The 12,375-nt window shown below is 68.6% G+C and carries 7 protein-coding genes and 1 pseudogene; 5 read left to right on the top strand and 3 right to left on the bottom strand.

The window, feature by feature from the left end; translation table 11 throughout:
• Positions 1 to 144 precede the first annotated feature (144 nt).
• On the bottom strand, positions 145 to 1,572 hold the full coding sequence (locus tag BN972_RS03705; RefSeq protein WP_390176178.1) for an FAD-dependent oxidoreductase: 1,428 nt from the start codon (positions 1,570 to 1,572) through the stop codon (positions 145 to 147).
• A gap of 254 nt (positions 1,573 to 1,826) precedes the next feature.
• Here BN972_RS03705 and BN972_RS03700 point away from each other — a divergent pair, with 254 nt between their 5' ends.
• Complete coding sequence (locus BN972_RS03700) at positions 1,827 to 2,237, top strand: DUF732 domain-containing protein (protein ID WP_036356440.1); 411 nt, start codon at positions 1,827 to 1,829, stop codon at positions 2,235 to 2,237.
• On the opposite strand, the gene BN972_RS03695 is transcribed toward BN972_RS03700, so the two are convergent.
• Both BN972_RS03695 and BN972_RS03690 read right to left on the bottom strand, forming a co-directional pair.
• On the bottom strand, positions 2,234 to 2,527 hold the full coding sequence (locus BN972_RS03695; RefSeq protein WP_036353028.1) for a DUF3017 domain-containing protein: 294 nt from the start codon (positions 2,525 to 2,527) through the stop codon (positions 2,234 to 2,236). The genes BN972_RS03700 and BN972_RS03695 overlap by 4 nt on opposite strands.
• Positions 2,524 to 3,369: a bifunctional methylenetetrahydrofolate dehydrogenase/methenyltetrahydrofolate cyclohydrolase gene (locus tag BN972_RS03690; RefSeq protein ID WP_036353025.1), complete on the bottom strand. Its 846-nt coding sequence runs from the start codon at positions 3,367 to 3,369 to the stop codon at positions 2,524 to 2,526. The genes BN972_RS03695 and BN972_RS03690 overlap by 4 nt, the downstream gene beginning before the upstream one ends.
• 37 nt (positions 3,370 to 3,406) lie before the next feature.
• Between BN972_RS03690 and BN972_RS03685 the strand changes: the two genes are divergently transcribed.
• The 4 genes and pseudogenes from BN972_RS03685 to BN972_RS03670 all read left to right on the top strand — a co-directional run bounded on the left by BN972_RS03685 (position 3,407) and on the right by BN972_RS03670 (position 12,341).
• Positions 3,407 to 4,603, top strand: coding sequence for an NADH:flavin oxidoreductase (locus BN972_RS03685; RefSeq protein WP_036353022.1), 1,197 nt, complete (start codon positions 3,407 to 3,409; stop codon positions 4,601 to 4,603).
• A 30-nt stretch (positions 4,604 to 4,633) separates the two neighbouring features.
• Positions 4,634 to 7,258 (top strand): ATP-binding cassette domain-containing protein, encoded by a 2,625-nt coding sequence (locus tag BN972_RS03680; protein WP_036353019.1) that lies wholly within the window; start codon positions 4,634 to 4,636, stop codon positions 7,256 to 7,258.
• A 28-nt stretch (positions 7,259 to 7,286) separates the two neighbouring features.
• Positions 7,287 to 9,870 (top strand): annotated as a pseudogene (locus BN972_RS03675) (ATP-binding cassette domain-containing protein).
• A gap of 17 nt (positions 9,871 to 9,887) precedes the next feature.
• On the top strand, positions 9,888 to 12,341 hold the full coding sequence (locus BN972_RS03670; protein WP_036353017.1) for an ATP-binding cassette domain-containing protein: 2,454 nt from the start codon (positions 9,888 to 9,890) through the stop codon (positions 12,339 to 12,341).
• Positions 12,342 to 12,375: the final 34 nt, after the last annotated feature.

Raw genomic sequence — 12,375 nt, 5'->3', positions numbered from 1 at the left:
CTGTGGGTTAGATTTCACCAGCATCCTGGGCGGGAAATGGCGAATTCGCCAATAAATTTAGGTAGCTCATGCAAACTGCACAAAGCCCTGTGCAGAATGCACATCAGCGTTCCGACGGAGCAATTGTTCCGTACGTGACGGCCCCTAGAAGGTCAGACCGGAGTACATCAAACCGTCCGGGTCATAGCGCTGCCGGACGGCGGTCAATTGCGCGAGGTTCGGCCCGAAGTACCGCGACGCCTGCGTGTTGGGCTCCAGGTAATTGACGTAACCACCGGCCGAAAACTGTTGCACGGTCTGGTGTGCGGTGGCCACCCAGGTGCTCGCGGTGGACGTCTGACCGTTCCCGGTTTCGACATACCACTGCGCGACGGCGGAGTGCCGTCGCCACGGAAACGCCGATGCCGCAGGATCCACGTCGCCGACGGCGCCGCTGAGCGTGTCGACGATCACCGATGCCCGTCCCCCAGCGGGCGGGTATTTTCCGATCGCTGAGACGATGGCCTGCGCCGCAGCGGAAGTCATCGTGCCGATCACGTCGGAGCCCGCCACGAACCCACGCGGCGAGCTCGCCGCGCTGCCCCCGGCCAGATAGGTGACCAGATCCATCTGGCTCAGCGTCTTGTGTTCGGTCGCGGTGGGTTGGGCCCCAACGGCCGCCTTGATCGCATCGGTCACCGCCGCGCCGGTACCCGCCGGACACGTGGCCAGCACGTGGCAATCACCTTGCGTTCCGTTGACGGAGAGGTCGACCAGGCCCCAGGTGTTGCGGTCGGCTTGGGCCAGCCATGCCTGCCAGCCGGTCAGCACCTGAGGCGCCGCCGACGGAGCGAACACGACGCGCACCACGTCGGAGTCGGAAGTGGCGAACGTGGTGAACGTCATCGAGGTGACCACCCCGAAGTTGCCACCGCCGCCGCCCCGCAGGCCCCAGAAGAGGTCGGGGTGCTCGTCGGCTGACGCGGTGACCACCTGGCCGTTGGGCAACACCACGGTGGCCGAGCGCAACGCGTCGCACGCCAGGCCCGCATGGCGGGAATCGGCTCCCATCCCACCGCCCAGCGTCAGCCCCGCTACACCCACCGTGGGGCAGCTGCCGGTCGGAATGGCCCGCCCGGCCCCGGCGAGGGCCTGTTGCACCGCGGACAGGCTAGTCCCGGCCGGGACCGTGACGGTGCCCGCGGCACTGTCCACATTCACTCCGCCGGTCAGCCCGCGCAGGTCGAGCACCATGGTGCCGTTGGCGGCCGACGCGCCGATGTAGGAGTGCCCGCCGCCGCGCGGGGCGATCTTGAGCTTGTTGGCCGCGGCGAAGGCCACCGCCTTCTCCACGTCGGCCTGCGTGGTGACCACGACTACGGCCGCGGGGCTCGACGCGTTGTAGTTCGAGTTGAAAATCTGTTTGCCGGTGCTGAAGGCGGGATCGGTGGGCAGCAGCACTTTTCCGCCGATGGAAGAAGCCAAACTGCTCCAGGCACCGGCCGGTTCCGCCCGGACCAGTGCCGCCGGAAACAGCGCGGAGGTCGCCACCGCACCGACCGCACCGCGCAGAAAAGCCTGGCGAGAGATCATGAACCGCATTGTTGATCGCCGCGGCCGCTAACAGCTCTGTCCGCCAACGTGTCGCGCACAGCGTGACAAGATCGTGTTGTTGGCCGCGGACCCGTTAATCGATGCCGTGTTTGCTAGCCAGCGACAAGCGCCTCGAAAGCCAAAGCTTTATGTCATCGTGTCCCGAACGAGACCGCCGTCGACAAAGGTTCATAGCGTTCACTGGAGTGCCGCTGGGAGTCCTGGGTGCTCTCGACATCAATGAGGGAGCAGACATGAAGACATGGCGTTACCAGCCACTGACCGTTCGCCTATTGGCGGGAACCGCGGGCATGCTGACCGCGGCCGCGGCGTTCGCCGCCCCTGCCGAGGCGAGTCCCATTGACGACGCCTTCATCACCGCGCTGAGCAATGCCGGCGTGAACTACGGCGACCCGATCAACGCAGAAGCACTCGGCCAGTCCGTGTGTCCGATGCTGGCCCAGCCGGGCGGGAATTTCGCCGCGGCGGCCAGCCGCATCCGCGGCAGCAACGGCATGTCGCCCGAGATGGCGAGCATGTTCACCACCATCGCGATCCAGATGTACTGCCCGTCGGTGATGGCCGACGTGGCCAGCGGCAACATCCCGGGCGGTCTGCAACAGATCCCCGGCTTGTCAGGCATTCCGGGGCTGCCTGGGTTCTAACCGGTCCCCAGCGGGTCGATCGTCCACGCGACATAGACCATCGCGGCGCCGACCGACGCCGTCGTGAGGAAGTCGGTGCCCCTGCTGCGCACCACCAGCAGGCCGGCGCGCTCGTCGGGCAGGGCCAGCCGCAGCACGGCGGCAACGCCGACACCGATGCCGATCAGCAGGGCGCCGCGACGCCAGAAGTTCGCGCCGGCCAGCACGAACGCCACCAGAAAAATGAGCCCGACGAGCAGGATCGGCCATTGGGCGCGCAAGACGCGCCCCAGAATGGCCCGAACCGTCATTGCTGTTCGGCCAGCTCGACGACGTTGGTGAGCAGGAAGGCGCGGGTCAAGGGCCCGACGCCGCCGGGGTTGGGCGACACGTGGCCGGCGACATCCCACACATCGGGGTGCACGTCGCCGGTGAGCTTGCCGTCCACCCGGCTGACGCCGACGTCGACAACGGCGGCGCCGGGCCGCACCATGTCGGCGGTCAGCAGGTGCGGCGCGCCGACGGCGGCCACGATGATGTCGGCCTGCTTGGTCAGGGCTGCCAGATCGCGAGTCTTGGTGTGGCACAACGTGACCGTGGCGTTTTCGGAGCGGCGGGTGAGCAGCAACCCGAGCGGGCGGCCCACCGTCACACCGCGGCCGATGACGACGACGTGGGCCCCGGCGAGTTCGATGTCGTAGCGCCGCAGCAGATGCACGATGCCGCGCGGGGTGCACGGCAGCGACGCCGGCGTGTTGAGCACCAGCCGGCCCAGGTTGGTGGGGTGCAGCCCGTCGGCGTCCTTATCGGGGTCGACGCGCTCGAGGGCCGCGTTCTCGTCGAGGTGCTTGGGCAGCGGCAACTGCACGATGTAGCCGGTGCAGTCGGGGTTGGCGTTCAGCTCGTCGATGGTCTCGTTGAGCGTTTCCGTGGAGATGTCGGCCGGCAGGTCGCGACGGATCGACGTGATGCCCACCTTCGCGCAGTCGGCGTGCTTGCCGCGCACATAGGCCTGCGACCCGGGATCCTCGCCGACCAGGATGGTGCCCAGGCCGGGCGTGCGACCCGACTCGGTCAGTGCGGCAACCCGTTGTTTGAGGTCGACGAAGATCTCGTCGCGGGTGGCCTTGCCGTCCAGCGTGATTGCGCCCACGACTGACAGTCTGGCATGCCGCGATTAGGCTCCCGGTATGTCTGCAGCCCCAGACGTGTTCAGCCCGGCCAAGCTCGGTCCGCTGACGCTGCGCAACCGAATCATCAAGGCCGCGACGTTCGAAGCTCGCACGCCCGACGCGCTGGTGACCGACGACCTCATCGAGTACCACCGCCTGCCCGCGGCCGGCGGGGTGGGGATGACCACCGTCGCCTACTGCGCGGTCTCCCCCGGCGGACGCACCGAAGGGAACGGGCTGTGGATGCGTCCGGAGGCGGTGCCGGGGCTGCGCCGGCTCACCGACGCCGTCCACGCGGAAGGGGCCGCGGTCAGCGCCCAGATCGGCCACGCCGGGCCGGTGGCCAACGCCAAGTCCAACAAGGCCACCGCCCTGGCCCCGGTGCGGTTCTTCAATCCGATCGCGATGCGGTTCGCCCGTAAAGCCAACCGCGACGACATCGATGACGTGCTGGCCGATCATGCCAAAGCGGCCCGGTTCGCCGTGGAGGCCGGCTTCGACGCCGTCGAGATCCATCTCGGCCACAACTACCTGGCGAGTTCGTTCCTCAGCCCGTTGATCAACCGTCGCACCGACGAGTTCGGCGGGTCGCTGGCCAACCGCGCAAAGGTGGCCCGCGGACTGGTGCTGGCCGTGCGCCGTGCCGTGGACCAGGGACCGCGCCAGATCGCGGTGACGGCAAAACTGAACATGTCCGACGGCATCCGCGGCGGCATCAGCACCGACGAGGCCGTGACCACGGCGAAGTGGCTGGAGGAGGACGGAGGGCTGGACGCGATCGAGCTCACCGCCGGCAGCTCGCTGGTCAACCCGATGTATCTGTTCCGCGGCGACGCGCCCATCAAGCAGTTCGCCGGCGCGTTCAAACCGCCGCTGCGCTGGGGGATGCGCATGACGGGTAAGAAGTTCCTGCGCGAGTATCCCTACCACGAGGCCTACCTGCTGCGGGAAGCCAAACTGTTCCGCGCTGAGCTGAAACTGCCGCTGATTCTGCTCGGCGGCATCACCAACCGGGAGACGATGGACCTCGCCATGGCCGAGGGATTCCAGTTCGTCGCGATGGCTCGTGCGCTGCTGGCCGAGCCCGACTTGATCAACCGGATCGCGGCCGACGGTGCGCACACCCGGTCGGCGTGCACGCACTGCAATCAGTGCATGCCGACCATCTATCGCCGCACCCACTGTGTGGTGACCGGCGCGCCTGACAAGCCGTAACCACGGCTCGACCGGCTAAAGTTGTCAGCGATGCCCCCTCCCGCCCCGCCTACGCTGACCGTTCGCCACGACGGGTCGGAACGTACCTTCGCGGCGGGCCACGACGTTGTAGTTGGCCGTGACCTACGGGCCGACATGCGCATTACCCATCCGTTGATCTCGCGCGCCCATCTGCTGCTGCGCTTCGATCAGGGCCGCTGGCTGGCGATCGACAACAACTCCCTCAACGGCACCTACGCCAACGGTCGCCGGATCCCGGTGGTCGACATCACCGACGGCCAGACCGTCAACATCGGGAACCCGGACGGGCCGCTGCTGACCTTCGAAGTCGGACGGCATCGCGGACCGGCCGGCCGGCCGCCGCAGACCGAGTCGCTGCCGATCATCCAACCGGCGGCCGCGCCCGGGCCCGGCGGTCCCCCACCCCCACCACCGCCGTCCGGACGCCAACCGGCCTGGGCCGGCCCGCCGCCGAGCCGGCCGCTCCCCGGCGGCCCGCCGCCACCGCCGCCTGCGCAACCTATGTATCCCAGCAGCGGCAACGCGCCTTGGGCCCCGCCGGGCTATCCGGTGAGCGGACCGCCGCCGTCGTCACCGAACTTCGCGCCCGCCCCGCCGAGATCGGCCCCGCGCCAACCGATCCCGCCCGCGAACATCACCAGGCCCCCCGAGCAGGGAAATATCGCCACCAAGATGTTCCAGGCGCTGCTGACCCGGACCGGCTCACATGAGATACCGGCGAACTCCGTCACGATCGGTCGTTCCACCGACAACGACATCGTCATCCAGGACGTCCTCGCATCGCGCCACCACGCGTTTTTGACGCTGACGCCGCTGGGCGCGGAGATCCGGGACAACAACAGCGTCAACGGCACGTTCGTCAACGGTGTCCGGGTCGGGTCGGCGATCCTCACCGAGGGCGATCAGGTCACGATCGGCAATGTTGACCTGGTCTTCACCGGCGGGACGCTGGTCCGCCGCACTGCGGTCGCCTCTCGCACCGGCGGCCTGGAGGTCAACTCGGTCACCTTCACCGTCGAGGGCGGCAAGCAACTGCTCGACCACATCTCGCTGACCGCGCGGCCCGGCACCCTGACCGCGATCATCGGCGGGTCCGGCGCCGGCAAGTCGACGCTGTCGCGCCTGATCGCCGGCTACACCAGCCCCACCACCGGCAACGTGACCTTCGAGGGCCACGACATCCACGCCGAGTATGCGTCGCTGCGCAGCCGGGTCGGCATGGTCCCGCAGGACGACGTGGTGCACCGCCAGCTGACGGTCAACCAGGCCCTCGGGTATGCCGCCGAGCTGCGGCTGCCGCCCGACACCAGCAAGGCCGACCGCGCCCAGGTAGTGGCCCAGGTCCTCGAAGAGCTCGAGCTCACCAAGCACGCCGACACCCGCGTCGACAAGTTGTCCGGCGGCCAGCGCAAGCGAGCCTCGGTGGCCCTGGAGCTGCTCACCGGGCCCTCGCTGCTGATCCTGGACGAGCCGACCTCGGGGCTGGACCCGGCGCTGGACCGCCAGGTGATGATGATGCTGCGCCAGCTCGCCGATGCCGGGCGTGTGGTGTTGGTGGTGACGCACTCGGTGTCCTACCTCGACGTGTGCGACCAGATCCTGCTACTGGCCCCCGGCGGCAAGACGGCGTTCCTGGGCCCGCCCGATGAGATCGGTGCCGCGATGGGCACCACCAACTGGGCCGACATCTTCACCAAAGTGGGCGCCGACCCGGACGAGGCCAACCGCCGTTTCCTGGAAGGCAACCGGGGCGGACCGGACCGCCCGCCGGAGTCCAGCCCGGCGGCCGATCTCGGTGAACCGGTGCACAACAGCGGGTTGCGCCAGTTCTCCACGATCGCGCGCCGCCAGGTGCGACTGGTCATTTCGGATCGTGGCTACACCGTGTTCCTCGCGCTGCTGCCGTTCCTCATCGGTGTGCTGACCCTGACGGTTCGCGGCAAGACCGGCTTCGACATGGCCGATCCGCTCAGCAGCGCGCCCAACCAGCCCGGCCAGATCCTGGTCATGCTCAACGTCGGCGCCGTGTTCATGGGTACCGCCCTGACCATCCGCGACCTGGTCGGCGAGCGGCCGATCTTCCGGCGGGAACAAGCGGTAGGCCTGTCCACCGGCGCCTATCTGGCCGCCAAGATCGTGGTGTTCTGCGCGTTCGCGACCATGCAGGCCGCGATCTCCACCACGATCGCGGTGGTCGGCTGGGGCAAACCGCTCTCGGGCCCCGTGCTGCTCTTCGACGTCCGATTCGAGCTGTTCGTCACCGTCGCAGCAACCTGTGTCACGTCGGCCATTCTCGGCATGGCGCTGTCGGCGATCGCGAAGTCCCAGGACCAGATCATGCCGCTGCTGGTCACCGCGATCATGTCTCAGTTGGTGTTCTCCGGCGGCATGATCTGGGTGACCAACCGCACCGGCCTCGACCAATTGTCTTGGGCCACACCGGCCCGGTGGGGTTATGCGGCGGCCTCGTCGACCATCGACACCCACCGCCTCACACCCGGCCCGACCGACCCCAAAGACCAGCACTGGAACCACACCAAGAGCGCCTGGTTGTTCGACATGGCCATGCTCGCGGTGTTGTGCATCGTCTACAGCTCGATCGTGTGGTGGAGGATTCGGTTAAAGCGCCGGTAACCCGGGCTTGCGCCTCTAGGGTGAGCTAATGAGCCCAAACCCAGGTCCTGTGTTGACAGTTCGGTCGGCGCGTTCACACCGCGACTTCGCCGCTGGGCCAGATGTGGTGGTGGGCAGCGATCTTCGCGCGGACCTGAGGGTCGCGCACCCGTTAATCGCTCGCGCCCACCTCATCCTGCGGTTCGAGCGGGGCCGCTGGGTCGCGGTCGACAACAGCTCGCACAGCGGAATCTTCCTCAACGGCAAACGGATTCCGGGGCTCGACATTCAGGACGGTCAGTCCGTCAACCTCGGCGCTCCGGACGGCCCGCGCATTACCTTCGAGGTCGGCCACCGGCAGGGCAACGTCGGCGCCCTGCCGCCGACCGAGCGCCTAGCCGTGATCGCGCCACCCGCTGGGTCCCCCGGCGCCAACCACGCCGGCGCAGTCCGGCGGCGCGCAACGTACCGCGGCCATCCCGACCATCCCGCCCCAGGCTCCCCGCGCGGGCCGCCAGCCGCAGGCCCCGCTGCCGCCCACGCAGGCGGCCCAGCCCAACCTGCAACCCCCCACCCAGGCCGCGCAGCCCAACCTGGCACCCCCCACCCAAGCCGCGCAGCCCAACCTGGCACCCCCCGGACCGCCGACCCACGACACCACCGTCTCGCAATTGGCCACCGGCACCGTCAAGGCTCCCACCGTCGGGCCCGGCCAAGCCCAACCATCCGCGGCGGCGCGCATCGGGCGGGCACCCGAGAACGACATCGTCGTCAACGACGTACTGGCGTCCCGGTATCACGCGACCCTGACCCCGACGCCGGTCGGCGCCGAGATCCGCGACCTGGACAGCATCAACGGGACGTTCGTCAATGGCATCCGGGTCGGGTCGGCAATCCTGTCCGAGGGTGACGTGGTCACCATCGGCAACGTCGACCTGGCCTTTGTCGGTGGCATCCTGGTGCGCCGCACCGAAGCCGCGGCCCGGACCGGCGGCCTCGAGGTTCGCGACATCCAGTTCACCATCAACGGCAATCGGTTGCTGGACAACGTGGCGATGACCGCGCGGCCCGGGACGCTGACCGCGATCATCGGCGGCTCGGGCGCCGGCAAGAGCACGCTGTCCCGGCTGATCGCCGGATACACCACGCCCAGTGCCGGCACGGTGACCTTCGAGGGTCACGACATTCATCAGCAGTACGCATCCCTGCGCAGCCGGATCGGAATGGTGCCGCAGGACGATGTCGTACACCGCCAACTGACGGTCAATCAGGCGCTCAATTACGCGGCGGAACTGCGGCTGCCGCCCGACACCAGCAAAGAAGACCGCGCCCAAGTGGTGGCGCAGGTGCTCGACGAACTGGGATTGACCAAGCACGCCGACACCAGGGTGGACAACCTCTCCGGCGGCCAGCGCAAGCGCGCATCGGTCGCACTGGAACTGCTCACCGGCCCGTCGCTGCTCATCCTGGACGAGCCGACGTCGGGGCTGGACCCGGCGCTGGACCTGCAGGTGATGACGATGCTGCGGCAACTCGCCGACGCCGGCCGGGTGGTGCTGGTGGTCACCCACTCGCTGACCTACCTCGACGTATGTGACCAAGTGCTGCTGATGGCGCCCGGCGGGAAGACGGCGTACCTGGGTCCGCCGGGCCAGATCGGCGACGTGATGGGCACGACGAACTGGGCGCACATCTTCGCCAAGGTGGGCGCCGATCCCGAGGAGGCCAATCGCCGCTTCCTGGCGCAGCGGCAGCCGCCGCCGACCGCGCCCGAACCGGCGCCGGCCGACCTGGGCGCGCCCGCGCACACCAGTGTCCGGCGGCAGTTCTCCACGATCACCCGCCGCCAGGTGCGGCTGGTCGTCGCCGACCGCGCCTACTTCGTATTCCTGGCGATCCTGCCGTTCATCCTGGGCGGGCTGTCGCTGACCGTGCCGGGTGACAGCGGGTTCCGGGTGGCCTCCCCCACCAGCAACACACCGGACGAGGCCGCTCAGATCCTGACGTTGCTGTCCATCGCCGCGGTCTTCATGGGTACCGCGCTGACCATCCGCGACCTGATCGGCGAACGCGCGATCTTCAAACGCGAACAGGCGGTCGGCCTGTCCACCTGGGCCTATCTGGGCGCCAAGCTCACGGTGTTCTTCGTGTTCGCGGTGCTGCAGGCCGCGATCGCCACCACCATCGTGGTGGTGGGCAAGGGGGCTCCCACCCAGAAAGCCCTGGTGCTGGGCAACGCGAGCCTCGAACTGTTCGCCACCGTCGCCGCCACCTGCGTAGCGTCGGCGATCCTGGGGTTGGTGCTGTCGTCGATCGCGCGGTCCAACGAGCAGATCATGCCGCTGCTGGTGGTGTCGCTGATGCTGCAGCTGGTGCTCGCCGGCGGGATGATCCCGGTGACCAACCGCATCTTCCTCGACCAGATGTCCTGGGTGATCCCCGCGCGCTGGGGTTATGCGGCGTCGGCCGCCACGGTGAACCTGCGCGAGCTGGTGCCCGGTTCGCTGAGCCCCGAGGACAGCCACTGGGCGCACACCCGCAGCGCGTGGCTGTTCGACATGGCGATGCTGGCGGTGCTGTCGGTGGTGTACTCCGGTGTCGTGTGGTGGCGCATTCGGCTCAAGCGGCACTGAGCCGCCGAGGTGACTGAATGACCCCAGCCCAACCGCCCGCGCTGACCGTTCGGGCCGGCCCGGCGCAGCGCACGTTCACGGCCGGCCGGGAAGCGATCCTGGGCAGCGATGTCCGGGCCGACCTGCGGGTCGCGCATCCGTTGGTGGCGCGCGCTCATCTGTTGTTGCGCTTCGAGCAGGGCAACTGGATCGCGAAGGCCATCGACAACCGTTCGCCGCACGGGATTTTCGTCAACGGCAGGCCGGTGCCGCTGGTCGACATCCAGGACGGGATGACGGTCAACCTCGCCCGGCCGGACGGGCCGCACGTCGTGTTCCGGATCGGGCAGCCGGCCGCCAAGCCGCCGCCGCGACTGTTCCGTCCGCCCCAACGTCAGTCTCAGCTGGCTGACACGCAGCGCACCGCGGCAATTCCGTTGCGGCCCAGAGCCGCCCCGGAGCCGCCGCCCGATCCGGCACCGACCGACCCGCTGAACCCGGTCACCACGGTGTCGCAGTTTCCGACCCGCGGCATCAACGTCCTGGGAGCCGATCCGAAGTTGGCGCCGCCGGTCGGGCGCACCGCCTGGATCGGGCGCGCCGAGGACTGCGACATCGTCGTCAACGACGTGCTGGCCTCGCGCCGGCACGCGTACCTGGCGCCCACCGCCATCGGCATCGAGATCCGCGACGCCCACAGCATCAACGGCACCTTCGTCAACGGCATCCGGGTCGGGTCGGCGTTGCTCAGCCAGGGCGACGTGGTCACCATCGGGAACGTCGACCTGGTGTTCACCGGCGAAACGCTGGTGCGCCGCACCGAGGCCGCCACCCGCACCGGGGGCCTCGAGGTCGACGACGTGTGCTTCAGCGTCGACGGAAAGGCGTTGCTGCAAAAGGTGTCGATGACCGCCCGGCCCGGCACGTTGACGGCCATCATCGGTGGATCGGGGGCGGGCAAGACCACGCTGGCCCGGCTGATCGCCGGCTACGCCCGACCCGGTACCGGCGTCGTGACGTTCGAAGGTCACAACATCCACACCGAGTACGCATCCCTGCGCAGCCGGATCGGGATGGTGCCGCAGGACGACGTCGTGCACCGGCAGCTCACCGTGAACCAGGCGCTGGGGTATGCCGCCGAACTGCGGCTGCCGCCCGACACCACCAAGGCCGACCGCGCCCAGGTCATCGCGCAGGTGCTCGAAGAACTGGGGCTGACCCAGCACGCCGACACCCGCGTCGACCAGCTCTCCGGCGGCCAGCGCAAGCGCGCATCGGTCGCACTGGAACTGCTGACCGGCCCGTCGCTGCTGATCCTGGACGAGCCGACCTCGGGGCTGGACCCGGCGCTGGACCTGCAGGTGATGACGATGCTGCGGCAACTCGCCGACGCCGGCCGGGTGGTGCTGGTGGTCACCCACTCGCTGACCTACCTCGACGTCTGCGACCAGGTGCTATTGATGGCGCCCGGCGGGAAGACGGCGTACCTGGGTCCCCCAGGTCAAATCGGCGAGGCCTTCGGCACCACGAACTGGGCGCACATTTTCGCCCAGGTCGGGGCCGACCCGGACGAGGCCAACCGGCGCTTCCTCGCGCAACGCGCGGCGCAGGACAGCCTGGTCTCGGCCAAGCAGCCGCAGGCCCCGAGCGGCCTGGGTGAGCCGGCGCATACCAGCGCGCGGCGGCAGTTCTCGACGATCGCCCGACGACAGGTGCGGCTGGTGGTGAACGACCGCGCGTACTTCGTCTTTCTGGCGGTGTTGCCGTTCATCCTGGGTGCGCTGTCGCTGACGGTCCCCGGTGACCGCGGCTTCGACCTGGCATCGCCGACCAGCGACACCCCGGACGAGGCCGCGCAGATCCTGAACCTGCTCAGCATTGCCGCGGTGTTCATGGGCAGTGCGCTGACCATCCGCGACTTGATCGGCGAGCGCGCCATCTTTCGCCGCGAGCAGGCCGTCGGGTTGTCGACGTCGGCTTACCTCGGCGCGAAGATCACCGTGTTCTGTGGGTTTGCGATCGTCCAGGCGGCAATCGCGACGATCATTGTGCTGGTGGGCAAGGGGGCGCCGACGCAGCGGGCGCTGCTGCTGGGCAGTCCGAGTTTTGAACTGTTCACCAGCATCGCCGCGACGTGTGTGGCCTCGGCGATCCTGGGATTGGTGCTGTCGGCGATCGCCCGGTCCAACGAGCAGATCATGCCGCTGCTGGTGGTGTCGCTGATGCTGCAGCTGGTTTTGGCGGGCGGCATTGTGCCGGTGACGAATCGGGTGTTCTTGGATCAGCTGTCCTGGGCAGTGCCGGCGCGCTGGGGTTATGGCGCGTCGGCGGCCACGGTCAACCTGCGCGAGCTGGTGCCGGGTTCGGTCAGTCCCGAGGACAGCCACTGGACGCATTCCCGTACCGCGTGGCTGTTCGACATGGGGATGCTGGCAGTGCTGTCGGTGGTGTACTCCGGCATCGTGTGGTGGCGGATCCGGCTCAAGCGCTAAAGCTTGCGTGAGATTGCGCGAGCAGGGGCCTAAC

It is taken from the genome of Mycobacterium asiaticum DSM 44297 (genome assembly GCF_000613245.1).
In the GTDB taxonomy this organism is placed as follows: domain Bacteria; phylum Actinomycetota; class Actinomycetes; order Mycobacteriales; family Mycobacteriaceae; genus Mycobacterium; species Mycobacterium asiaticum.
This window is presented reverse-complemented; position numbering and strand designations above follow the sequence as displayed.